Annotated in this window: 18 protein-coding genes; 11 read left to right on the top strand and 7 right to left on the bottom strand. The window is 75.4% G+C overall.

All coding sequences use genetic code 11. The features are described 5' to 3' along the window. Positions 1-17 precede the first annotated feature (17 nt). Together pknB and ACWPWW_RS00345 are read right to left on the bottom strand one after the other, a co-directional pair. Positions 18-2,051: a Stk1 family PASTA domain-containing Ser/Thr kinase gene (gene pknB, locus ACWPWW_RS00340; protein ID WP_454048367.1), complete on the bottom strand. Its 2,034-nt coding sequence runs from the start codon at positions 2,049-2,051 to the stop codon at positions 18-20. 47 nt (positions 2,052-2,098) lie between these two features. Continuing rightward, entirely contained in the window at positions 2,099-3,508 is a 1,410-nt protein-coding gene (locus ACWPWW_RS00345; protein WP_454048368.1) for a LysM peptidoglycan-binding domain-containing protein, read from the bottom strand. A 250-nt stretch (positions 3,509-3,758) separates the two neighbouring features. Between ACWPWW_RS00345 and ACWPWW_RS00350 the strand changes: the two genes are divergently transcribed. Then, positions 3,759-4,187, top strand: coding sequence for an Rv2175c family DNA-binding protein (locus ACWPWW_RS00350; RefSeq protein ID WP_454048369.1), 429 nt, complete (start codon positions 3,759-3,761; stop codon positions 4,185-4,187). Positions 4,188-4,190: 3 nt separating this feature from the next. Here ACWPWW_RS00350 and ACWPWW_RS00355 read toward each other — a convergent pair whose 3' ends face one another. Further along, positions 4,191-5,309, bottom strand: a complete 1,119-nt coding sequence (locus ACWPWW_RS00355) for a polyprenyl synthetase family protein (protein ID WP_454048370.1) — start codon at positions 5,307-5,309, stop codon at positions 4,191-4,193. 17 nt (positions 5,310-5,326) lie between these two features. Beyond that, entirely contained in the window at positions 5,327-5,833 is a 507-nt protein-coding gene (locus ACWPWW_RS00360; protein WP_454048371.1) for a hypothetical protein, read from the bottom strand. A 127-nt stretch (positions 5,834-5,960) separates the two neighbouring features. On the opposite strand from ACWPWW_RS00360, the gene ACWPWW_RS00365 reads away from it, so the two are divergent. From ACWPWW_RS00365 to ACWPWW_RS00375, 3 genes are all read left to right on the top strand, one after another. Beyond that, positions 5,961-7,349 (top strand): DUF4192 family protein, encoded by a 1,389-nt coding sequence (locus ACWPWW_RS00365; RefSeq protein WP_454048372.1) that lies wholly within the window; start codon positions 5,961-5,963, stop codon positions 7,347-7,349. 127 nt (positions 7,350-7,476) lie between these two features. Further along, the gene (locus ACWPWW_RS00370; protein WP_454048373.1) at positions 7,477-7,875 is read left to right on the top strand and encodes a universal stress protein; all 399 of its coding nucleotides are present in this window, start codon (positions 7,477-7,479) and stop codon (positions 7,873-7,875) included. A gap of 185 nt (positions 7,876-8,060) precedes the next feature. Continuing rightward, positions 8,061-9,662 carry an RNA polymerase sigma factor gene (locus ACWPWW_RS00375; protein WP_454048374.1) on the top strand — a complete coding sequence of 534 codons (1,602 nt, stop codon included), beginning with the start codon at positions 8,061-8,063 and terminating at the stop codon, positions 9,660-9,662. 302 nt (positions 9,663-9,964) lie between these two features. Here the strand turns inward: ACWPWW_RS00375 and ACWPWW_RS00380 are convergent, their stop codons facing one another. Continuing rightward, positions 9,965-10,192 (bottom strand): DUF7455 domain-containing protein, encoded by a 228-nt coding sequence (locus ACWPWW_RS00380; protein ID WP_454048375.1) that lies wholly within the window; start codon positions 10,190-10,192, stop codon positions 9,965-9,967. A gap of 150 nt (positions 10,193-10,342) precedes the next feature. Between ACWPWW_RS00380 and ACWPWW_RS00385 the strand changes: the two genes are divergently transcribed. From ACWPWW_RS00385 to ACWPWW_RS00395, 3 genes are all read left to right on the top strand, one after another. After that, the gene (locus tag ACWPWW_RS00385; protein ID WP_454048376.1) at positions 10,343-12,535 is read left to right on the top strand and encodes a DNA gyrase/topoisomerase IV subunit B; all 2,193 of its coding nucleotides are present in this window, start codon (positions 10,343-10,345) and stop codon (positions 12,533-12,535) included. Between the two features lie 66 nt (positions 12,536-12,601). Beyond that, a complete protein-coding gene (locus ACWPWW_RS00390) occupies positions 12,602-13,660 on the top strand; it encodes a GNAT family N-acetyltransferase (RefSeq protein WP_454048377.1) in 1,059 nt (352 codons plus the stop codon). Positions 13,661-13,680: 20 nt separating this feature from the next. After that, entirely contained in the window at positions 13,681-14,154 is a 474-nt protein-coding gene (locus ACWPWW_RS00395) for a MarR family winged helix-turn-helix transcriptional regulator (RefSeq protein WP_454048378.1), read from the top strand. Between the two features lie 30 nt (positions 14,155-14,184). On the opposite strand, the gene ACWPWW_RS00400 is transcribed toward ACWPWW_RS00395, so the two are convergent. Next, positions 14,185-16,701, bottom strand: coding sequence for a DNA gyrase/topoisomerase IV subunit A (locus ACWPWW_RS00400; RefSeq protein WP_454048379.1), 2,517 nt, complete (start codon positions 16,699-16,701; stop codon positions 14,185-14,187). 118 nt (positions 16,702-16,819) lie between these two features. On the opposite strand from ACWPWW_RS00400, the gene ACWPWW_RS00405 reads away from it, so the two are divergent. The 4 genes from ACWPWW_RS00405 to ACWPWW_RS00420 all read left to right on the top strand — a co-directional run bounded on the left by ACWPWW_RS00405 (position 16,820) and on the right by ACWPWW_RS00420 (position 22,174). Next, positions 16,820-19,648, top strand: coding sequence for a bifunctional acetate--CoA ligase family protein/GNAT family N-acetyltransferase (locus ACWPWW_RS00405; RefSeq protein ID WP_454048380.1), 2,829 nt, complete (start codon positions 16,820-16,822; stop codon positions 19,646-19,648). 49 nt (positions 19,649-19,697) lie between these two features. Then, the gene (locus ACWPWW_RS00410; RefSeq protein ID WP_454048381.1) at positions 19,698-20,267 is read left to right on the top strand and encodes a DUF5998 family protein; all 570 of its coding nucleotides are present in this window, start codon (positions 19,698-19,700) and stop codon (positions 20,265-20,267) included. A gap of 2 nt (positions 20,268-20,269) precedes the next feature. Then, positions 20,270-21,448 (top strand): alkaline phosphatase family protein, encoded by a 1,179-nt coding sequence (locus tag ACWPWW_RS00415; protein WP_454048382.1) that lies wholly within the window; start codon positions 20,270-20,272, stop codon positions 21,446-21,448. Between the two features lie 69 nt (positions 21,449-21,517). Further along, entirely contained in the window at positions 21,518-22,174 is a 657-nt protein-coding gene (locus tag ACWPWW_RS00420; protein ID WP_454048383.1) for a thymidine kinase, read from the top strand. A 3-nt stretch (positions 22,175-22,177) separates the two neighbouring features. Here the strand turns inward: ACWPWW_RS00420 and sepH are convergent, their stop codons facing one another. Then, positions 22,178-23,293 carry a septation protein SepH gene (gene sepH / locus ACWPWW_RS00425; protein ID WP_454048384.1) on the bottom strand — a complete coding sequence of 372 codons (1,116 nt, stop codon included), beginning with the start codon at positions 23,291-23,293 and terminating at the stop codon, positions 22,178-22,180. Positions 23,294-23,380 lie beyond the last annotated feature (87 nt).

Genomic DNA, 23,380 nt, shown 5'->3' on the forward strand with positions numbered 1-23,380 from the left:
CTCCTCGCGTCGCCGCGTCAGACCACGGTCAGCGTGATCGTGGTGCCCTTCGGGACCTGCGTCCCCTCGGCGACGCTCTGGTCGCGCACCGTGCCGAACAGGCCGCCCAGCACGTTCCGGCGCTCGGCCTTCAGACCCAGCCCCTCGAGCGTCGCGGCCGCCTCGGTGAACTGCTTGCCGGTGAGGTTGGGCATGGCGACCGTCTCCGGCCCCTTCGACACCTGCAGCGTCACGGTGTCGGTCCGGTGCCCCTCGGCGCCGCCGGCGGGGTCCTGGGAGATCACGTCCCCGGCGGGCACCGTGTCGTCGAACGCCTCCTCGGCCGCGACCTTCAGGCCGAGGCTCTCGAGCTGCCGCGTCGCCTCGTCGAGGGAGGCGCCGACCACGGACACGATCGTCACGGGCGCCGGGCCGTCGGACACCGTCAGCAGCACCGACGACCCGCGCTTGACGCGGGCACCGGGCTCGACGGGGGTGCCCTCCTCGTCCGTCGCCGCGAGCACCTGGCCGAGGGCGGCCGCGTCGTCGAAGAAGTCGCCCTCGACGTACTCCGGGACGAGGTCCGCCGCGGCGAGCGCCGCCTCCGCCTGCGCCTGCATGGCCCCGACGACGCCCTCGGGCACGTCGACCAGGTCCACGCCGCGCGAGACCGTCAGCGTGACGGTGCCGTCCTTGCGCACCCGCTCGCCGTCGCCGGGGTCGGCGGAGACGACGGAGCCCGCGGGAACGGCGTCGTCGAACTCGCGCACCGTGTCGCTGTCCAGGCCCTCGGACGCGAGCAGGTCGACGGCGTCCTCCTCGGTCAGCGCCGACACGGCGGGGACGGTCGTGTACGCGCCGGGGCCGTTCGCGAAGAACCACCACGTCCCGCCGCCGATCGCGGCGAGCAGCAGCACGACCACGGTCAGCCAGGTCCAGAGACGCCGCCGAGCACCGCGGACCGCCGGGGGAGCACCGCTGCCGGAGACGGACACCGCGCCGATGGGCAGGGCGACCGTCCGGCCGGGGGCGTCGATGCGGGTGGTGTCGCCGTCGCTCCCGGGCGCGCCGGTGAGCGCGGTCCGCGTGGCGCCCGAGCGGGTCGAGACGCCGCCGGTGCCCGACGCCCCGGTGTCGTCCTGCTCCGGGTCGGTGGCCTGGGGGAGCGAGACGACGGGGGCGACGTCCACCCGGCGGCCGAGGGTCGCGGGGTCCAGCGCGGCCCGCGTGCGGCGGAGGAGTGCCAGCGCGGCGCCGGCGTCGGCCGGGCGGTCGTCGGGCTCGCGCGAGGCCAGCGCGCCCACCAGCTCGTCGACCTCGACGGGGAGCCAGGCGGCCCCTTCGGCGTCGGACGGCGCGGGGACGTCGGAGTTCACGTGCTGGAAGGCGATCTGGATCGGCGTCTCGCCGGTGAACGGCTGCGTGCCGGTCAGCATCTCGTAGACCAGCACGCCCGCGGCGTACACGTCGGTGCGCGCGTCGCTCTCGCCCCGGACGACGAGCTCGGGCGCCAGGTAAGCCACGGTCCCGAACACGGTCCCGGTCGTGGTGGAGGTGACCTCGGTGACCGCGCGTGCCAGGCCGAAGTCGGCGACCTTGATGCGGCCGTCGGAGGCCATCAGCACGTTCTCGGGCTTCACGTCGCGGTGCACGAGACCGGCGCGGTGCGCGGCGGCCAGCGCGTCGAGCACCTGCTCCGCCACGTCGAGCGTCTCCGCCACGGTCAGCGAACCGCGCTCCGACAGGTGCCGGCGCAGGTTCACGCCGTCGACGTACTCCATCGTGAGGTAGGAGGTGTCGCCGTCCACGCCCTGGTCGTAGACGCCCACCAGGCCCGGGTGCGTCAGGCGGGCGGCCGCTCGGGCCTCGCGGCGGAACCGGGCGACGAAGTCCGCGCCGGCGCCGCCCTCGGCGAGGTGCGGGTGCATGACCTTGAGCGCGACGTCCCGGTCGAGCCGGCGATCCACCGCGAGGTACACCGTGGCCATGCCGCCGCGCGCGATGCGCGACACGACCTCGTAGCGCCCGTCGACCAGGCGGCCGACGAGCGGATCGGTGACGGTTGCTCCCACGGGCCGAAGTCTACGGGCGCGGTCGGGTCAGGCCCTGCAGGCGGGGCTCAGAACCGTGCCATGTGCGTCTGGACGTTCGCGACGTAGCGGCGCGTGTCGCTGAACATGCCGTTGCGCTTCACGGAGGAGGCGCCCTGGTAGTACGACGCGATGGCGGTGGGCAGGTCGGGGGACGTGCGCACGAGCTGCCGCAGGATCGCCACGCCGGCCACCACGTTGTCGTCCGGGTCCAGCAGGTTGATCTCGCGGCCGGTGAGCTGCTCGGCCCACTCGCCGGAGCTCGGGATGACCTGCATGGTGCCGATGGCGTTGGCCGGGGACACCGAGGTGTGGTTGAAGCCCGACTCCTGGAACGCGATCGCCTGCGCGAGCGCCGGGTCGACGCCCATCGACCGGGCGGTGGCGGCGACCTTGGCCTGCATCTCCGCCTTCGACGGCACGCCCATCGCCAGCAGCGCCGCCTTGTTCGCGTTCGCGGAGGCCACGACGGTGGGCGCGTAGGTCCGGCCGAGGAAGGTGTTGCCGACGAGCGTCGCGCCGCCGTCGGCCGCCGCGGCCGGTGCGGACGTCGCCGGCGCGCCGGGGACGGTCAGGCGCTGGCCGACACGGATGAACGCGCGGGAGTCCAGGCCGTTGGCGGACACGATCGCCGAGACCGTCGTGCCGTAGCGCTTCGCGATCGAGGAGACCGTCTCGCCCGATGCGACGGTGTGCGCCCCGCCGGCGCCGGTCGTCGGGGTGGCCGCCGCGGCGGGGGCCGTCGTGGCGCCGGTGACCTGGAGGGTCTGGCCGACGCGGATGAACGCGCGGGAGTCCAGGCCGTTCGCGGACACGATGGCCGAGACGGTGGTGCCGTAGCGCTTCGCGATGGCGGACACGGTCTCGCCGGAGGCGACGGTGTGCACGCCGCCGGCCGTGGCTGCTGCGGGGGCGGCAGCCGGGGTGCTCGCGGCGGGGGTCGCCGCGCCGCCGGACACCCGCAGGGTCTGACCGACGCGGATGAACGCCCGCGAGTCGAGGCCGTTGGCGGACACGATGGCCGAGACGGTGGTGCCGTAGCGCTGCGCGATGGCGGACACGGTCTCGCCCGAGGCGACCGTGTGGGTGCCGCTGCTCGCGACGGCGGGGGCTGCGGCCGCGGTGCTCGCCGTCGTGGTCGGGATGGTCAGCGACTGGCCGGCGCGGATGAACGCGCGGGCGTCCAGGCCGTTCGCGCTGCGCACCGCCTGCACCGAGGTGCCGTGCTTGGCCGCGATGCGGCTGACGGTGTCGCCGTTCTGCACCGTGTACTGCTCGTCCGCGTGGGCGACACCCCCGGTCGCGGTCGCGGCGACGGCGGCGATCGCGATGGCACCGGTCCCGGTGGCGAGGCGGCGAGCCCGGCGTGCGCGGGTCGTCGAGCCGTCCTCGCGGGAGCGAGCGACCTGGTCCGTGAGGGCGAGGGCGGGCTGCGTCATGGTGGGAACCCCTGTGCTGAGAGAGCGTGGTGCCGGTGTGATGCACGTGGCCAGTGAGGCGCGTGTGACTGATGTGACTAGTGCGACGGTAGTGCACACGCCGGAGGGTGGGAAGCGGGCGCGGCATTTGTCCGTTTGACCTGTGCATTTCCGGGGCATTCCTCACACGAGCGGGGGAGGACGCGTGCGCCGCACGGGGGAACGCGCCGCCGGGACGTCGGACGGCCCGCAGGTCGATACGCTGGCCCGCGTGACTGCACAGCCCCTGCCCGATGACCTGGTCGACTCCTGGCTGACCGTTCCCGACGTCGCGGACGAGCTCGGCCTCGACGCCGGCAAGGTCCGCCGCCTGCTCAAGGAGCGCCGCCTGGTCGGCGTCCGTCGCGGCACCCCGCCGGTGCTCAGCATCCCGGCCGCCTTCCTGGTGCCGGTGGACGCGGCGAACCCGGCGGCCGACCCGCACGACGAGGACGCCGACGAGCCCTCCGCCCTCGTGGCCCGCGCCACGGTGCTCGCGTCGCTGCAGGGCACCTTCAGCGTCCTCGGCGACGTCGGCCTGTCCGACACCGAGGCCGTCGCCTGGCTGTTCACGCCCGACGACTCGCTGCCCGGCCGTCCGGTCGACGCGCTGCGCGCGGGCCACAAGACCGAGGTGCGCCGGCGGGCCCAGGCGCTCTGAGCGTCAGGCCCGGCGGTCGACCGCCGCGTGCCCCAGCTCGACCAGCACGCGGCGGCCGTCCTCGTGCAGAGGGGCCGCGTCGAGGGCCGTGAACGCCCGCTCGCCGAGCTCGGCGATCAGCGCCTCGACGTCGGCCACCGCGCCGCTGGCCGCGATCCGGTCGGCGAGCGCGCTGCACGCGACGTCGTCCAGCCCCCGGTCGCCGAGGCCGGCGTGGAGCGCGGCCTCGAGGTCGGCGTCACCGGCCAGCCGGGCGTGCGCCATCGCCCGCGCCACCAGCACGGTCCGCTTGCCCTCGCGCAGGTCGTCGCCGGCGGGCTTGCCGGTCGTCGCCGGGTCGCCGAACACGCCGAGCAGGTCGTCGCGCAGCTGGAACGCCTCGCCGAGCGGCAGGCCGTACGCGCTCGTCGCCGCCAGCGCGGCCTCGTCGGCCCCCGCCAGGACCGCGCCCAGCAGCAGCGGGTGCTCCACGCTGTACCGCGCGGCCTTCGCGACGACGACCTCGCGCGCACGCTCCTCGTCGGCGGCCGGGTCCTGGCCCCACGGCAGCACCTGGGCCAGCAGGTCGAGGTACTGGCCCACGGTCACCTCGGTGCGCATGCGCTCGAACACGGCGTGGGCGGCCGCCCGGCGCTCCGGAGTGCACCCGGCGACGGCGCGGACGAACTCGCGCTCGCTGGCGACCAGCGCGAGGTCGCCCAGGAGGATGGCCGCCGACTCGCCGAACCGGCCGGCGTCACCGGACCACCCCTGCTCGGCGTGCATCGCGGCGAACCGGCGGTGCGCCGCGGGCCGGCCGCGGCGGGTGTCCGAGTCGTCCATGACGTCGTCGTGGAACAGCGCCGCCGCCTGGAACAGCTCCAGCGCCGCCCCGACCCGCAGCACCACCTCCGCGTCGGGGCCGGCCGGGTCGCCGCCGTGCGCGCGCCAGGACCAGTAGCAGAAGGCGGCCCGGAGCCGCTTCCCCCCGCCGAGCATGTGGCCGAGCGCCTCGGCCAGGGGAGCCGCGCCGGCGCCGGACGAGACGAGCTCGGGGAGCAGCTCCGTCACGTGCGCGGTGAGCAGGGCGTCGACCCGGCTGCGGAGGTCCTCGGCGTCGACGGGTGCGGTGCGGGGGCTCACCCGGCGAGCCTAGGGCCTCAGAGCCGGACGGTCCCGCCCAGTGTCAGCGTGCGCACGCCGTCGCGGTCCAGCACCCCGAGCGTGAGCAGCTCCTCGCCCGCGTCGCCGCGGACGAACGTGGAGGTGGCCGCGAGCCCGGTGGACCCCGGGTCGACGACGGACTCGGTGAACCCGGCGGCGACGAGCTGGTCGCGGACGCGGCCGACCAGCTCGGCCGTCTCGACCGGGCTGCGCAGGTTGAGGCTGATCGTGGTGAGCCCCGTCGCCGCGTCCGGCTCCGCGCTGGACACGAGGATCTCGCTGCCCTCGGGAGGCGACACCAGGTCGGTCGGGAAGCCGGCGGCGAGGTCGCCGACCGCGGAGCCGGTCGTCGACGGGCTGGGCAGCAGCGACTCCCCGGGGGACGGCGCGGCGTCGGCTGCCGTGGACGCGGACGGCGCCGGCGGCTCGGAGCCGCCCGTGCACGCCGCGGTGGTGAGCGTCGCCAGCGCGAGCAGCAGGACGGCGGCGGGACGGGGGAGCACGGGCGCCAGGGTAACGCCGCTCCAGCGGCGGGCGCCGGGTCCTCCACAGCCGCGCGTGACGTGCGTCGTCCACAGGCAAGGCCCACGGCGCGGGCCTCGGGGCCCCGGGACCGGGTGGGGTGGGCCCATGACCACCACCACGACCCCGACGACCGGCCGACCCCGCACCGCCCTGCGGCTCGGGCACACCCGCGAGCTGCTCACCCTGCTGCCCCACCAGCTCGGTTTCCACCCCCGGGACTCGGTGGTGCTCGTCGCGCTGCGCCCGCCCGGTCGCGGAGTGGGGCTCGTGGCGCGGATCGACCTGGCCGACCTGCTCACGCCGGACGGTCCCGACATCGCGGCGAGCGCCGTCGGGCACCTCGCGGCGGACGACGCCCGGGAGGTGGTGGTCGTCGTGTACGGCGACGAGGCGGACCCGCGCGACCCGGGACGGGGGCTGCGCGTCCCTCCCCGCGGGGACGCGGCGCGCGCGGCGGCGGTGGCCCGCGCCGCGGGTGCGACGGTCGGACCGGTGACCGTCTGGTACGTCGCCGGCGGCCGGTACCTCGGGCTCGACTGCCGTGAGCGGGGCTGCTGCCCTCCCGGAGGACGCCCCCTCGCCGATCTCACCGGCGGCGAGCTCGCCGGCCGCCTCATGGGCCGCGGCGAGGTCGCTGCGAGCCGCGAGGACGTCGGGGCGATCGCGTCGGCAGCCCCGGGACCGCGGCGCGCGGCCGCCTCGGCCCGGTCGCGGTGGTGCGACGCGCTGCTGCGCGCCGACGACGGCGACGAGCTGCTGGGCTGGCGCCGCGAGTCGCTCGCCGAGTGGCGGGCCGCTCTGGCCGCGGTCCTCCAGGACCCGGGTGCGCTCGTACCCGTCACCGCGCTCGGGCGGCTCGAGGCGGCGCTGCCGGACCGGGTCCTGCGGGACGCGGTCGTGCTCACCCTGGTCGCGGGCGACGACGACCTGCCCGACGCGCTCCTGCGGGCCGCACCCGCGGGCGCCGGTCGTCGGGTGCCCGAGGACGGGCCTGGCCGGGAGTCCGAGGTCGAGCGAGCGGGCGAGGAGCTGCGTGACGACGGGGCGGACGAGGACGAGCGCGAGGTCGTCGAAGGCGGGCCGGTCGCCGACGCCTCCGGCTCCACCGACGTCCCGGACGACTCTCCCGCCGCTCCGGACTCCTCCGGCCCCACGCTGCCGGGACCGGGCGACGAGGCGTCGGCGGTCTCCGGGCGGGTGCAGGACGCCCTCGACCTGGTGGTCGACCCCCGGCGAGGTCGTGAGCCGGACGACGCGCTCGCCGCCGCGGCGCGCACCCTTCTCCAGCAGGTCGTCGCGCACGGGCGCCGCGAGCGGCAGGCGCCCGCGCTGACGGTGCTCGCGCTGCTCGCCTGGTGGACGGGCGATGCCGTGCGGGCGTCCGTGCTGGTCGAGCGCGCCCTGCGGGACGACCCCGGCCACCGGCTCGCCGAGCTGCTCGACCGCGCGCTCGGCGCGGGACTGCCGCCGGGGTGGCTGCGTCGTCGCTGCTGAGCGCGTCGGCGGCGGTCGTGCACGGGGGGACTGTCCGGTACCGTCGGCAGCACGGTCCACGGCCGCACCCGCGCGAGGGCGCTCCGGTGCCCGGCCCGGGACGTGGAGCAATGTGCAAGGAGCACCCATGAGCATCGTGGTCGGGTACCTGGCGACGGTCGAGGGGCGCGCTGCCCTCACCGCCGCGACGAGCGAGGCGGTCCGCCGCTCGGAGACCCTCGTCGTGGTCGTGAGCGAGCGTGGCGACGAGACCGACGAGCAGAGGTCCGAGCTGGCGACCGCCCTCGACGAGGTGCGCGCGTCGCTGGAGCAGCGCGGCGTGCCGCACGAGGTGCGGGTGGTCGAGGGCGGCCGCGACGTGGCCGAGACGCTGATCGGCACGGCCGAGGAGACCGACGCGTCCCTCATCGTCATCGGGCTGCGTCGCCGCAGCCCGGTCGGCAAGCTCATCCTCGGCGCGAACGCGCAGCGGATCCTCCTCGACTCCCCGTGCCCGGTCCTGGCGGTCAAGCCCGACCCGAGCTGACGGCGGGCGCCCGGGCGGGCCGGTGCCGTCCGGGTGACACGCCCGGGTGAAACCCGGGGGAATCCGTGGGTGCGCTCGTGCGTTGAGCAGATCTGACAGGTCATCCGGTCCGCTGGACCGGGCCTCGCCGCCCGGACGGCGGCGCCCCCTCGGGAGCGCAGGCCGGTACAATATCGAGGTACCCGATGCGCCGAACCGGGTCCCTTGCTGCCGAAAGGTCATTCGTGACGCCCCAGACTTCCACCCCCACCCTCCCGCGTGAGTTCGAGCACCCCGCCCTGCAGGACCTCGTCCGCGTCGGGCGCACCAACGGGAGCGTCGACGCCGCTGCCCTGCGCTCGGCCTGCGAGGCCGCTCAGGTGGAGGACGCCCGTCGGCTGAAGGCCGTCGTGCGCGGTCTGGCCAACGCCGGCATCACGGTCTCCGAGCCGACCGCGGCCGCGCCGCGCGTCGCCGCCGCGACCACCGCCAAGGCCCGCCCGTCGACCAAGGCGGTCGTGGCCGCCGAGGACGGCGAGGAGCCCGCCAAGCCGGCCGCGCGCAAGACCCGCGCCACCGCCGCCAAGCCCGCTGCGAAGAAGGCGACCGCCGGCAAGGCCGCCACCGCGAAGCCGGTCAAGGCGACGAAGGCCACCAAGGCCACGTCCGACGACGAGGTCGACGAGGACGAGGTCGAGATCGAGGACGTCGAGATCGACGACGTCGAGGTCGACGCCACCGACGTGGTCGAGACGGCCGACACCGACGACGCCGCCGAGGGCACCGAGGCGACCCCGGCCGCCGCCAAGGCGACCACGGAGCAGGAGGACACCGGCTTCGTCGTGTCCGACCGCGACGAGGACGACGCCCCGGCGCAGCAGGTCGTGACCGCCGGTGCCACCGCCGACCCGGTCAAGGACTACCTCAAGCAGATCGGCAAGGTCGCGCTGCTGAACGCCGAGCAGGAGGTCGAGCTCGCCAAGCGCATCGAGGCCGGCCTGTTCGCCGAGGAGCGCCTCGCCGCGATCGGCGACGACCTCGAGCCGAAGGCACGCCGCGAGCTCCAGTGGATCGCGGGCGACGGCCGCCGTGCGAAGAACCACCTGCTCGAGGCGAACCTCCGCCTGGTCGTCTCGCTGGCCAAGCGCTACACCGGCCGCGGCATGCTGTTCCTGGACCTGATCCAGGAGGGCAACCTCGGTCTGATCCGCGCCGTCGAGAAGTTCGACTACACCAAGGGCTACAAGTTCTCGACGTACGCCACCTGGTGGATCCGGCAGGCGATCACCCGCGCCATGGCGGACCAGGCCCGCACCATCCGCATCCCGGTGCACATGGTCGAGGTCATCAACAAGCTCGCGCGCGTCCAGCGGCAGATGCTGCAGGACCTCGGCCGGGAGCCCACGCCGGAGGAGCTCGCCAAGGAGCTCGACATGACCCCCGAGAAGGTCGTCGAGGTCCAGAAGTACGGTCGCGAGCCCATCTCGCTGCACACCCCGCTCGGCGAGGACGGCGACAGCGAGTTCGGTGACCTCATCGAGGACTCCGAGGCCGTCGTGCCCGCCGACGCCGTCAGCTTCACGCTGCTCCAGGAGCAGCTGCACCAGGTGCTCGACACCCTCTCCGAGCGCGAGGCCGGCGTGGTCTCGATGCGGTTCGGCCTCACCGACGGCCAGCCGAAGACGCTCGACGAGATCGGCAAGGTCTACGGCGTGACCCGTGAGCGGATCCGCCAGATCGAGTCGAAGACGATGTCGAAGCTCCGGCACCCCAGCCGCTCGCAGGTGCTGCGCGACTACCTCGACTGAGCCGTACCGCACGAAGGGCCCGCCTCCCGCGAGGGAGACGGGCCCTTCTGCATCGTCGGGGACCCGGGTGACCCACGACCCGCGCCGACCGCCACGCGCCACGGGCCGCGCGCATCGAAGCGGCGGGGAGGCGCCTCCGGTCCGGGCGATCGAGCGCCGCACCCCGGTCCGGGAGATCGCGCGGCGGGACCGTGCGCACGGAACGACGGACGGGCCCGCCCGGCTCTCGCCGGACGGGCCCGTCCGAAGGTCGTGCGGCGGCGCGGCCCCGCGCAGGGGTGCGCCGCCTGGGGTTGGTGCGCTCAGCGAGCGGCGCCGGCCCCCGCGCCGTGCTCGGCGAGGAGCTTGTCCGTCTCGTCCTGCACGTGCGTGGCGAGCTGCGAGTACTTCGGCGCGTGCTCGCGCGCGTGGTGGGCGCAGAACAGGAGCTCGCCCACGGGCAGCTGCACGCGGACGTAGGCCTGAGCGCCGCAGCGGTCGCAGCGGTCGGCTGCGGTCAGCGGGTTCGTGGTCTCGATCGTCTCCGTCACGTTGTCATACAACCATCTTCCGGCGGGATCCTTCCCGTCGGGGGCGGGTGGTTCGCTCAGCGCGAAGCAGATGTCACCCGGGCGTCACACGGTCGCAACACGGCGCGCACGCGATCCCGCGGTTCCGGGTCGCCGAGCGCCGGTCACGGCATGGTGCCGGGGGACTGTCACCGGGAGCGATTACGCTCGGGCCTCGTGTCGACCGCATCTGCCGAGTCCAGCTACACCGCCCGCCACCTCTCCGTGCTCGAGGGCCTCGAGGCCGTCCGCAAGCGCCCGGGCATGTACATCGGCTCCACCGACTCCCGGGGCCTCATGCACTGCCTGTGGGAGATCATCGACAACTCCGTCGACGAGGCGCTGGCCGGCCACGGCGAGCGGATCGACATCGTGCTGCACGCCGACTCCTCGGTGGAGGTCCGGGACACGGGCCGCGGCATCCCCGTGGACGTCGAGCCGAAGACGGGGCTGACGGGCGTCGAGGTCGTGCTGACCAAGCTGCACGCGGGCGGCAAGTTCGGCGGCGGGTCCTACGGCGCGTCCGGCGGTCTGCACGGCGTGGGCGCCTCGGTGGTGAACGCGCTGTCGGAGCGCCTCGACGTGGAGGTCGACCGCGGGGGCAAGACGCACCGGATGACGTTCCACCGCGGCGAGCCGGGCCTGTTCGACGACAAGGCCGGCCGCAGCCCGGAGTCGCCGTTCGAGCCGTTCGTGGCGCGCTCGCAGCTCGAGGTGGTCGGCAAGGTCGCCAAGGGCCGCACGGGGACGCGCATCCGCTACTGGGCGGACCGCAACATCTTCCCGAGCACCGCGGTGTTCTCCTACGACGAGCTGGTCACGCGCGCCCGGCAGACCAGCTTCCTGGTGCCGGGCCTGACGATCACGGTCCGCGACGAGCGCGGCCTGGCGGGGACCCCGGGCGCCGAGGGTCCGCACGAGGAGGTGTTCCGGCACGACGGCGGCACGGTGGACTTCGCGGAGTTCCTCGCGCCGGACGCGCCGGTCACGGACACCTGGCAGCTGACGGGCTCGGGGTCGTTCACGGAGACCGTCCCGGTGCTGGACTCCCGCGGGCACATGACGCCGCAGGAGGTGACGCGCGACTGCGAGGTCGACGTGGCGCTGCGCTGGGGCACGGGGTACGAGACCGAGGTCCGCACCTTCGTCAACATCATCGCGACGCCGAAGGGCGGCTCGCACCTGGCGGGGTTCGAGACGGCGCTGCTGCGCACGCTGCGCAAGCAGGTCGAGGCGAACGCCCGCCGGCTGAAGATCTCCGCGAAGGACGGCGGTGACCGGATCGAGAAGGACGACGTGCTCGCCGGCCTCACCGCGGTCGTGACGGTGCGCCTGGCCGAGCCGCAGTTCGAGGGCCAGACCAAGGAGGTCCTCGGCACCGCGCCGGTGCGCGCGATCGTCGCGAAGGTCGTCGACACCGAGCTGGCGAACCTGCTGACGTCCCCCAAGCGCGAGCACAAGGCGCAGTCCGCGGCCCTGCTCGACAAGGTCGTGGGGGAGATGCGTGCCCGCGTGTCGGCGCGCAAGCAGAAGGAGATCTCCCGCCGGAAGACGGCGCTGGAGACCTCGTCGCTGCCCGCGAAGCTCGCGGACTGCCGGAGCGACGACGTCGAGCGCACCGAGCTCTTCATCGTCGAGGGCGACAGCGCGCTCGGCACGGCCAAGCTGGCGCGCTCCTCGGACTTCCAGGCGCTGCTGCCGATCCGCGGCAAGATCCTCAACGTCCAGAAGGCGTCGATCTCCGACATGCTCCGCAACGCCGAGTGCGCGGCGATCATCCAGGTGCTCGGCGCCGGCTCCGGCCGCACCTTCGACCTGGACGCCCGCCGGTACGGCAAGGTCGTGCTGATGACCGACGCCGACGTGGACGGCGCGCACATCCGCACGCTGCTGCTGACGCTGTTCTTCCGGTACATGAGGCCGCTGGTCGAGGCCGGGCGCGTGTACGCGGCGGTGCCGCCGCTGCACCGCATCGAGGTGATCGGGGCGGGCAGCCGGAAGAACGAGTACCTGTACACGTACTCCGAGGCCGAGCTCACGGCGACGCTCAAGAAGCTCGACAAGGCCGGCAAGCGCTACAAGGACGACATCCAGCGCTACAAGGGCCTGGGGGAGATGGACGCGGACCAGCTGGCGGAGACGACGATGGACCCCCGGCACCGCACGCTGCGCCGGGTCACCATGCCCGCGGCCGAGCACGCGGACGCGCTGGTCCGCAGCGCGGAGGAGACGTTCGAGCTGCTGATGGGCTCCGACGTCGCCCCGCGCAAGGACTTCATCGTCGCCGGCGCCTCGACGCTGGACGCGTCGCAGATCGACGCCTGAGCCCGTCGCCGGCCCGTGCGGGTTTGCGCGTGACAGGACGCGCACCCGTCGGGCACCGTGGGCGGCATGCCCGAGACGATCGACCCCGCCGTGCCCCCGACCGCCACGCCGCCTCTCGCGGTGCGCGCCGCGCCCCCGGAGACCCTCCCGGAGCCCGACCCGGTCGCGACGGGGCTGACGTGGCGCCCGCTCGTCCGCGACGACGTGCCGGCCCTGGCGGAGCTGGTGGCCCGCGTCGAGGCGTTCGACGCGCAGCCGTTCCGGACCAGCCCGGTCGAGGTCGGCGAGTGGTTCGACGGCGACTGGAAGGACCCCGCGCGCGACTCGCGGGTCGGTGTCGACGCCGACGGCACGCTGCGGGCGTGGACGACGCTCGAGGCCCCGCCGGGGGACGTGCGCGTCATCCGCGTCTACACGGGCGGCGGGGTCGACCCGGAGTGGCGGGGTCGCGGCGTCGGCCGGGCGATGGTCGCGTGGGGCACGGCACGCGCCCGGCAGAAGCTGGCGGAGTCCGGCAAGGACGCGCCGGGGCGGATCGCCGCGTTCATCGAGGACCACCGCACCGACGCCCTCGCCCTGCACGCCGCCGCGGGGTTCGCGCCCATCCGGTACTTCACCGACATGCGCCGGGACCTGGCGCAGCCGCTGCCCGAGCCGCGGCCGCACGACGGCGTCCGCATCGTCCCGTGGTCCGACGACCTGGACGAGGCCGTCCGGCTGGCGCACAACGAGGCGTTCGCCGACCACTGGGGCAGCGAGCCGCGCACGCCCGCCTCCTGGCAGTCGGGCCGGGCGATGTTCGCGCCGCAGTGGAGCCACGTGGCGGTCGACGAGGCGACGGGCGAGGTCGCGGGCTACACGATCTCGGGCCGGTACGAGCACGACTGGGCGGTCGCCGGCTTCACGTCCGGCTACACCGAGCTGCTCGGCGTGCGGCGCGCGTACCGGGGCCGGGGCCTCGCTCCCGCGTTGCTCACCGCGGCGATGCGGTCGTTCCGGGCGGACGGCATGCAGTACGCCGAGCTCGACGTGGACACCGCCAACCCGTCCGGCGCGCACAGCCTCTACGCGAGCCTGGGCTACGAGGTCACGCACGGCGCGGTGATGACCACCGTCGAGGTGTGACGGACCCCTACGCTGTGCCCATGGCTCCAGCAGACGGGCACCCCCAGGTCGACGAGGACACGACCTGGCGGATGTACCTGGGACTCTCCCGCGAGATGTTCACGGCGCTCGAGCGCGGGCTCGGGGCGGAGGCGGACGTGTCCGTCGCCGACCTCGAGCTGCTCGAGCCGCTGCTCGCCGCCGCCGAGCCGGGGCTGCGCGCCAAGGACCTCGCCGCGGCGGCCGAGTGGCAGGACAGCCGGGTGTCGCACCAGCTGCGCCGGATGGAGCAGCGCGGCCTGGTCACACGCACCCGCGACCGCCAGGACGCGCGCGGGACCGTCGTCCGCCTGACCGAGCAGGGCGTGGCCGCGGCGCGCACGGCGCAGCGGACCCGACGGGAGATCGTGCGGTCGCTGCTGATCGCGCCCCTGGACGACGCGCAGGTCCGGGCGCTGGTCGAGGTGTCGGCGCTGGTGCGCGCGCGCATCGCCGAGGCGGGCACGGGCCGCTAGCGCTCCCTCGCCCGCGGCTCGCGGCCGCGGTCAGCCGACCGCGAGCACCGGCGCCGTGAGCAGCTGCCCCGACCCGTCCCGTCGCTCGTCCGGCTCCGGCAGGTCGACCGGCTGACCCGCGGAGCCCGTGGCGCGCGCCGGTGCCGGGCCGACCCAGCCGAGGATCAGCACGTCCTCGCCCTTGAGGAACCGGTGCGCCCGGACGCCGCCGGTCGCGCGGCCCTTGCCCGGGTAGCGGGAGAACGGTGTCACCTTGGCCGATCCCGGCTGCGTGCCCGGGAGCGCCGTGGACGACCCGGAGATGGTCACCACGACCGGGCCCTCGTCCTCCGCGGCGTCCTCGGCGCCGGGTGCGGGCAGCGCCCCGAAGTGCACGACGCGCTGGCCGGCCCCGAGCTTGATGCCGGCCATGCCGCCCGCGGGCCTGCCCTGCGGCCGGACGGCCGACGCCGGGAAGTGCAGCAGCGCCGCGTCGGAGGAGACGAACACGAGCTCGTCGTCCTCGCCGACCGCGGCGCAGCCGACGACCTCGTCCCCGTCCTTGAGCGCGATGACCTCCCAGGAGTCGCGGTTCGCGGGCGGCTCGCCGGAGGTGACGCGCTTGACGACGCCCTGCGCGGTGCCGACGGCGAGAGTGGGGGCGTCGGCCGCGACGGAGACCAGCCCGACGACGCGCTCGCCCTTGTCCAGGGCCAGCAGCTCGCTCAGCGGCAGGCCGCCCGACAGGTTCGGGGCGCCCTCGGTCGGCGGCAGCCCGGGCAGGTCGAGCACCGAGACCCGGCGGACGACGCCGCGGGAGGTGAGCACGCCGACGTCACCCCGGACGCTGGTCGTGACGGCGCCGGCCAGCACGTCGTGCCGGGATCGGCCCGCACCCGACGCGGGGCGCAGCTGCACGTCGGTGCTGCCGGTCCGCGCCACGAGCCCGGTGGCGGACAGCAGGGCGTAGCAGGGGGAGTCCTCGATCTCGAGCGAGAGCGCCGGGCCGGCGTTCCGGGCGGACCGCGGCGCGGGTGCGCCCTCGGCCGCGGTGACCGTGCCGCCGGCGGACTCGAGCAGGATGGTGCGGCGCGGCGTGCCGTAGGTCGCGGCGACCTCGGCCATCTCGTCGGAGACGGCACCGCGCAGCAGCGCCTCGTCCGCCAGCAGGGCACGGAGCGCGGCGATCTGCTCGGCGAGCTCGTCGCGCTCCTTCTCCAGCTCGATCCGGGAGAACTTGGTCAGGCGACGCAGGCGCAGCTCGAGGATGTACTCGGCCTGGGCCTCGGACAGGTCGAACACCTGGCGCAGCCGGGTGCGGGCGGTGTCGGAGTCGTCCGAGGACCGGATGACCTGGATGACCTCGTCGATGTCGAGGATCGCGACGAGCAGGCCCTCCACGAGGTGCAGCCGCTCGAGCTTCTTGCGCAGCCGGAACTGGCTGCGGCGGCGGACGACGTCGATGCGGTGGTCGACCCAGACCTGCAGCAGGTCGCGCAGGCCGAGGGTGCGCGGCTGGCCCTCGACGAGCGCCACGTTGTTGATCGAGAACGAGTCCTCGAGGGGCGTGTACCGGTAGAGCTGCTCGAGGACGGCGTCGGGGTTGAACCCGGTCTTGACCTCGATGACCAGCCGGAGGCCGTGCTGGCGGTCGGTCAGGTCGAGGGCGTCCGAGATGCCGGAGAGCTTCTTGGACTGCACGCCCTCCTTGATCTTCTCGATGACCTTCTCCGGGCCGACGGTGTACGGCAGCTCCGTGATGACGATGCCCTTGCGGCGCGGGGTGACGTTCTCGATCCGCGCGGTGGCACGGGTGCGGAACGCGCCGCGGCCGGTGCGGTAGGCGTCGCGCACGCCGTCCAGGCCGATGATCTTGCCGCCGCTGGGCAGGTCCGGGCCGGGGACGAACCGCATGAGCTCGTCGAGCGTCGCCTGCGGGTGCAGCACCAGGTGCCGGGCGGCGGCGACGACCTCGACCAGGTTGTGCGGCGCCATGTTGGTGGCCATGCCGACGGCGATGCCGGACGCGCCGTTGACCAGGAGGTTCGGGATCGCGGCGGGCAGCACGCCGGGCTGGGTCAGCTTGTTGTCGTAGTTCGGGACGAAGTCGACGACGTCCTCGTCCAGGCCCGCCGTCATCGCGAGGGCGGACGGCGCCATCCGGGCCTCGGTGTACCGGGCGGCGGCGGGGCCGTCGTCGAGCGAGCCGAAGTTGCCGTGCCCGTCCACCAGCGGCAGCCGCAGCGAGAACGGCTGGGCCATCCGGACCATCGCGTCGTAGATGGCGGAGTCGCCGTGCGGGTGCAGCTTGCCCATCACCTCGCCGACGACGCGCGCCGACTTCACGTACGGCCGGTCCGGGCGCAGGCCCATGTCGTGCATCTGGAACAGGATGCGGCGCTGCACGGGCTTCAGCCCGTCGCGGGCGTCGGGCAGGGCGCGCGAGTAGATGACGGAGTAGGCGTACTCGAGGAACGAGCCCTCCATCTCCGTGGCGACGTCGATGTCGACGATGCGCTCGACGACGTCCTCGGGCGGGACGTCGGGGGTGCTGCTGCGGCGCGCCATGCGGACTCGGGCTCCCGGGGTCGAGGGTGGGCGGGTGCGGGACGGCGACCATTGTCCTCGCTGATCGGGCCTGTGGACGACCACGACGCGCGGCGGGCTTCTGGATAGGCTCGTGGACATGGCCGAGGTCACGGGGGAGAAGCGCCCGTACGACGACGCGGACTACCCGGCGGACTGGGAGGCCGACGTCGTCCTGCGCGACGGCACCACCACGCACGTGCGGCCGATCCGGCCGGAGGACGCGGACGCCCTGCAGGCGTTCCACGTCGGCCAGTCCGAGGCCTCGACCTTCCTGCGGTTCTTCGCGGCGCTCGAGCGGCTGCCGGACCGGGACCTCGCGCGGTTCACGACCGTCGACCACCGGGACCGCGTCGCACTGGTCGCGGTCACGGGCGACGACGCGATCATCGGCGTCGCGCGGTACGACAAGATCGCGCCCGACGAGGCCGAGGTCGCCTTCAACATCGCCGACGCGCACCACGGGCGCGGGCTGGGCAGCGTGCTGCTGGAGCACCTGGCCGCCGCGGCGCGCGAGCGGGGGGTGCGCCGGTTCACTGCCGAGGTGCTGCCGCAGAACGGCCGGATGATCGCGGTGTTCCGCGAGGCGGGGTACTCCCTGCAGCAGCGGCTCGAGGACGGCGTCGTGACCGTGACCTTCGACATCGACCCGACCGACCGCTCGCTCGCGGTGATGATGGCGCGCGAGCACTCGGCCGAGTCCCGCAGCGTGCAGAGCCTGCTGACCGCGCGCTCCGTCGTCGTGCTGTCCTCCGCCACCGGCGGTCCCGGCTCGCTCGACGACCGCCGTGCCGCCCGCGCGCTGGCCGACCTGGTCGCCGGCGGCGGGCTGGGCACCGACCCGGCGGACCGGACGGGCGCGGTGCACCCCGCGGCCGGGGACGACCGCCCGGTGCAGGTGCACGTGGTCGGGCGCGCGGCGCCGGCCGACGCCGACGGCGGGGCTGGTCGCGCGCAGTACTGGGACTCCCTGGACGACGTGCCCGGCCCGGTCGACCTCGCGGTGCTCGCGCTGCCCGCGGCGGAGGCCGTGCTCGCGGTGCGCGCCCTCGGCCGGCTCGGCGTGCGCGGCGTGGTGGTGCTCTCCGGCGGGTTCGCCGAGCAGGGGCCGACCGGGCTGGCGCTGCAGCGCGCGCTGCTGCGGACGGCGCACGCCGCGGGGATGCGCGTGGTGGGCCCGCGGTCCTACGGCTTCCTCTCGCACGCGGCGGGCGGGCTGCTCAACGCCTCGCTGACCGAGGACCCGCCGCCCGCGGGCCGCATCGGGCTGTTCTGCCAGTCGGCGTCGACCGCGGTGTCGATCCTCGGGTCCGTGCGCCGCCGGCACCTCGGGCTCGCGCACCTCGTCTCCGCGGGCAACCGCGCGGACGTCTCCGGCAACGACCTCATGCAGTTCTGGCAGGACGACGACACGACCGACGTCGTGGCGCTGTACCTGGAGTCCATCGGCAACCCGCGGAAGTTCTCCCGGGTCGCGCGGCGGCTCGCGACGGCCAAGCCGGTCATCGTGGTCGCGGCCGGCCGGTCCGGGCACGTCGTCCCGCCCGGGCACGCGGTCCGGCCGACGCAGACCTCGCGGCACACGCTCGAGGAGGTGATGCGCCGCTCGGGCGTGGTGCTGGTCGACAACGTGCACCAGATGCTCGAGATGGCCCAGCTGTTCGCGCTCCAGCCGCTGCCGCCGGGGCGGCGCGCGGCGGTCGTCGCGTCGTCGTCCGCCGCGGCCTCCCTGGTGACCGAGGCGGCGCTGGCGGCCGGGCTGCTGGTCCCGCAGCCGCCCGCGATCCTGCCCGAGGACGCCGACGACGACCGCGTCGACCGCGTCTTCGCCGAGGTCTTCACCGACCCGGGCGTGGACGTCGTCGTCACGATGCACGTCCCCACCGTGGGGCCGCGGGACGAGCGGGTGGCCCAGGCCCTCGCGCGGCACGCGGCCGGGTCGGGACGCACGTCGGTGGCGTGCCTGCTCGGCCTGCACGGCGCCACGCCGCAGCTGACCGCTCCCGACGCCGAGGGCACCCTGCGCACCATCCCGGCGTACACGACCCCCGAGGACGCGGTGCTCGCGCTGGGCCACGCCGTCCGGTACGCCACCTGGCGCGCGGCCGACCGCGGCCATCTCGTGCACCCCCCGGGCATCCACGCACGGACGGCGCGCCGCCTGATCGACGCGTGGCTGGACGAGGCGGGCCGGCCGGCGTCGCTCGACCTCGGCCCCGAGCGCACCGCCGAGCTGCTGGAGCTCGCCGGGGTCCGGGTGTTCCCGTCCGTCGGCGTGCACGACGCCGACGAGGCCGTGGCCGCGGCCGAACGGCTGGGCTGGCCCGTCGCGCTGAAGTCCACCCTGCCGGCGCTGCGGCACCGGTCCGACCTGGGCGGCGTCCGCCTCGACGTGCACGACGAGGCCGAGCTGCGTGCCGACGTCGCGCAGGTGCTGGCGCTCGCGGCGGGCCACACCCCGTCGAGCAGCACCGCGCCGGCGACCGGGCACGGCGCCGAGGCCCGCGCGCCCCTGGAGGTGCAGGCGATGGCCCCGCACGGCGTCGCGTGCGTGATCCGCACCTCGGAGGACCCGCTGTTCGGCCCCGTCGTCGAGTTCGGCCTGGCCGGCGACACCACGGACCTGCTGGGCGACGTCGCGTTCGCCGTGCCGCCGCTCACGGACGTAGACGTGGCGGACATGGTGCGCGCACCGCGGTCCGCGCCCCGGCTGTTCGGCTACCGCGGGGTGCCGCCGCTCGACGTCACGGCGCTGGAGGACGTGCTGGCGCGCGTCTCCGTGCTGGCCGACCAGCTGCCCGAGCTGCTGCACCTCGAGGTGAACCCGGTGGCGGTGGCGGTGGACGGGGCGTACGTGCTCGGCGCGACCGCGCGGGTGGGCGCCGCGGCGACCCGCGCCGACGGGCCGCGGCGGGCGCTGCCGGTCTGAGCCGGGGCGCGTGCGTGACGCCGCGCTCCGGCGGTGCGAGGATGTGCGGGTGCCTGCACCGTCCACCGACCTCCTCCGTGACCTGCACCGCGCCGGGTACTACCCGGACCTGGTGGCCGACGTCCTCGACGTCGCCCTCGCGGACGAACCCGTCGAGGCCCACCTGGTGCACCCGGAGACGACCTTCGACGCCGCCGAGGTCCGCCGGCACGTCACCGTCCTCGCGCTGACCCCGACGCGCCTGGTCGTGGCGCACGTGGACGACCACCCGGCGGACAGCGAGCACCCGTCGGCGAGCGCCGCGGCGACCACCGAGGCGGTTCCGCTGTCCGAGCTGCGCTCCGTCGCGCTGACGCACGTCATCGGCACCCCGGAGCAGCACACGCCCGGCACGGCCGCGACCGAGCTGACGCTCGCGATCGGCTGGGGCGCGGTGTCCCGGGTCGACCTGGAGCCGGCCACCTGCGCCGACCCGAGCTGCGAGGCCGACCACGGCCTGACCGGCACCCTGACCCCGGACGACGTCGTCGTGCGGGTGAGCGCGGTCGCCGAGGGCGCGGGCGCCGTCCGCGACGCGGTGGCGTTCGCCCGGCGGCTGTCCGCGGCGAGCGCGCGCTGACGATGACGGCCGCCGCGTCCACGACCGTGCCGGCCCGGCTCGCGGACGCGGGCCTGGTGCTGCCGGACTACGAGGGCCCGTCGCTGTCGGGCCTGCTGCCGGCCGTCGCCGACGCGCTCGGCGCCCCGGTGGCCGGCGGGTCGGCACGCCGCGCCCAGCTCGGCCTGCCGGAGACGCACCGGGTGTGCGTCGTCCTGGTCGACGGGCTCGGCTACGAGAACCTCGTCGAGCGCGCCGGGCACGCCCCGTTCCTGCGGTCGCAGCTCGACGGCGTCGCCGCGCTGTCGGCCGGGTACCCGTCGACGACCGCGGCGTCGATGGGCTCGTTCGGCACGGGCACGGGTCCCGGGCGCACCGGGCTGGTCGGGTACACGGTCCGCAACCCGCGCGACGGCACGCTGGCCAACCTGGTGTCGTGGGACGGGCTCGGGCCGGCACGCGAGTGGCAGCGCGAGCGCACGGTGTTCGAGCACCTCGTCGCGCACGGCGTCACCGTCACCACCGTCGGGCCGCACAAGTTCCAGGGCTCCGGGCTGACCGAGGCCGCGCTGCGCGGCGGCGGCTACCGGGCGGCGGAGTCCCTCTCCGACCGGGTGGACGCGGCCCTGCGGCTGCTCCGCGAGCCCGGTCTCGTCTACCTGTACTGGGGCGACGTCGACAAGACCGGCCACCACGAGGGCGTCGGCTCGTGGCAGTGGGGCGACCAGCTCGAGGCGCTCGACGGCGAGCTGCGCCGGCTGGTCCGCTCGCTGCCCCGCGGCGCGTCCGTCGTCCTCACCGCCGACCACGGCATGGTGGACGTCGACCTGGCCCACCGGTGGGACGTCGCGACCACCCCGGGGCTCGCGGCGGACGTCGCGCTGGTCGCCGGGGAGCCGCGGGCCCTGCACGTGCACCTCCAGGACGGCGCCGACGCGGACGCCGCGGCGGACCGCTGGGCCGACGTGCTCGGCGACGACGCGGTCGTGCTCCGCCAGGACGACGCGATCGCGGCCGGGCTGTTCGGCCCGGTGGCCGAGCACGTGCGGCCGCTGCTGGGCGACCTGGTCGTCGCCACCGCGGGGCGGGCCACCGTGGTGGACTCCCGCACGCAGACCGCGGCGTCGCTGCGGCTGGTCGGCGTGCACGGCTCGCTGACCTCGACCGAGGTCCGGGTGCCCCTGCTCGCGGTGCACACCTGACGCGACGCGTCCCCACGACCGACCCGGACCACCGTCCGGCCGACCGACCCCGCACGGAACGAGGAGAGCGTGGCAGAGCTGGTCTTCTTCTGCGGCACGATGGACTGCGGCAAGTCCACGCTGGCGTTGCAGATGCACCACAACCACACGGCGCGCGGCCGCGGCGGCGTGCTGTTCACCCGCAACGACCGGGCGGGGGAGCACCGGCTGTCGTCCCGGCTCGGCCTGTCCGTGCCGGCGGACGAGGTCAGCGACACCACGGACTTCTGGGCCGAGGTCGTCGACCGCCGCACCCGCGGGCGGGCCGTCGACTTCCTGATCTGCGACGAGGCGCAGTTCTACTCGGCCGAGCAGGTCGAGCAGCTCGGGCGGGTCGTGGACGACCTGGACGTCGACGTGTTCGCGTTCGGCATCACCACCGACTTCCGCACCCGGCTGTTCGCCGGTTCGGCGCGGCTGCTGGAGCTCGCGGACCGCGTCGAGACGCTGCAGGTCCAGGCGCTGTGCTGGTGCGGGGCGCGCGCCACGCAGAACGCGCGCACCGTGCACGGCGTGATGGTGGTCGAGGGCGCGCAGGTCGTCGTCGGCGACGTGGCCGTGGCCGAGGACGACGACGCGGTCGGCTACGAGGTGCTCTGCCGCCAGCACCACCGGCTGCAGATGACCGCGCGGTCGTCGCGGGCCGCGTCGATGTCCCCGCAGACGCTCGGCGTCCTGGGGGACTGAGCGCTACTCCGGCTTCGCGCCGAAGACGATCTCGTCCCAGCTCGGCACCTTGGGCCGGCCGCGGCGGGCGGCCCGGGGCCGGCTCTCGCGCTCCTCCGGGCGGGCGGGGGCGGGTCCGTCGCCGGGCTCGGGCTCGCCGGGCTCGAGCGCCACCGGGGTCTCCGGCTCCGGCTCGGCGGCGCGGGCGCGCACCGGCGTCGGGTAGATCCGGGCCTCCGTGGCGGGGTCCGTGTCCGCGGGGTGGGCGCCCGGGGCCTCGGGCTCGTCCAGCTGCCCGAAGTCGAACGCGTGCTGCGGCCCGAAGCCCGGGAAGGCGTCGTCGTCCGCGTCGTCCTCCAGGTCCAGGGTCTGCCGCACGCCGCGGCGGGCGCGCAGGTCGTCCAGCAGCTCGTGGGTGGCGCGGAGCTCGTCCGCGGGGTCGGTGACGTCGTCCTCGCGGTGCTGCGCGTGGGCGGGGCCGTCCACGGCAGCCAGCACCGGGCGCACGTCCGCGTCGACGTCGAACACCAGGTCCCGCACGGCGGACAGGTGCCGGCGCGGGACCGGGCCGTCGGAGATCTCCGTCTCGGAGAGCCAGCGCGCCTCGTCCTCCTCGGCGTGCACGGCACGCGCCGAGCCGTCGTAGGTCCAGCGCGCCTCGCGGGCGTCGTCCTCGACCTGGAACCGGGCGACGACCGTCCAGCCCTCGCCGGCCTCGCGATAGGCGTCCCACGCCACGGCGGCGGGGTCGACGCCGCGCGCGGCGAGGCGGTCGACCACCAGGTCGCCCAGCACCGGCGCACCGACGTCGCGCCCGACCCGGGTGCCGCGCGCCTGCTCCGCGACGAACTCGCGCTCGGCGAGGACGGGGCCCTCGAAGCGCCGCACGTGCTCGACGGTCACGCCGGTCTCCTCGGCGACCTGCTCCGCGGACTGGCCCGCCCGCACGCGCGCCTGGATCTCGCGCGGGCTCGGCCGGCCCGACTGCTCGGCGCGGACCTGCTCCAGCTGCGGCCGGTCGCGGCGCACGGCGGCGCGCAACGGCTCGTCGATGTGCAGGCGGTAGCGCTGCCCGTCGGCGGCGGTGAGGACGAGGTGCTCCCCGTCCTCGTGCAGCCCGATCAGCTCCAGCTCAGCCATCACATCTCCCATCGTCCGCCGACGAGCCTGCCATCGCGCGCCCGGGTTCGCGGGGAGGCGCGGCGGTGCGCCGCGCGATCGTCGCCC

This window comes from Cellulomonas sp. Marseille-Q8402 (assembly GCF_965119525.1).

Coding starts and splice junctions, on each gene's coding strand:
- ACWPWW_RS00345 (WP_454048368.1), bottom strand. CDS start 3,508: ATGACGCAGCCCGCCCTCGCCCTCACGGACCAGGTCGCTCGCTCCCGC.
- ACWPWW_RS00365 (WP_454048372.1), top strand. CDS start 5,961: ATGACCACCACCACGACCCCGACGACCGGCCGACCCCGCACCGCCCTG.
- ACWPWW_RS00370 (WP_454048373.1), top strand. CDS start 7,477: ATGAGCATCGTGGTCGGGTACCTGGCGACGGTCGAGGGGCGCGCTGCC.
- ACWPWW_RS00375 (WP_454048374.1), top strand. CDS start 8,061: ATGCGCCGAACCGGGTCCCTTGCTGCCGAAAGGTCATTCGTGACGCCC.
- ACWPWW_RS00385 (WP_454048376.1), top strand. CDS start 10,343: ATGGTGCCGGGGGACTGTCACCGGGAGCGATTACGCTCGGGCCTCGTG.
- ACWPWW_RS00390 (WP_454048377.1), top strand. CDS start 12,602: ATGCCCGAGACGATCGACCCCGCCGTGCCCCCGACCGCCACGCCGCCT.
- ACWPWW_RS00395 (WP_454048378.1), top strand. CDS start 13,681: ATGGCTCCAGCAGACGGGCACCCCCAGGTCGACGAGGACACGACCTGG.
- ACWPWW_RS00400 (WP_454048379.1), bottom strand. CDS start 16,701: ATGGCGCGCCGCAGCAGCACCCCCGACGTCCCGCCCGAGGACGTCGTC.
- ACWPWW_RS00405 (WP_454048380.1), top strand. CDS start 16,820: ATGGCCGAGGTCACGGGGGAGAAGCGCCCGTACGACGACGCGGACTAC.
- ACWPWW_RS00415 (WP_454048382.1), top strand. CDS start 20,270: ATGACGGCCGCCGCGTCCACGACCGTGCCGGCCCGGCTCGCGGACGCG.
- sepH (WP_454048384.1), bottom strand. CDS start 23,293: ATGGCTGAGCTGGAGCTGATCGGGCTGCACGAGGACGGGGAGCACCTC.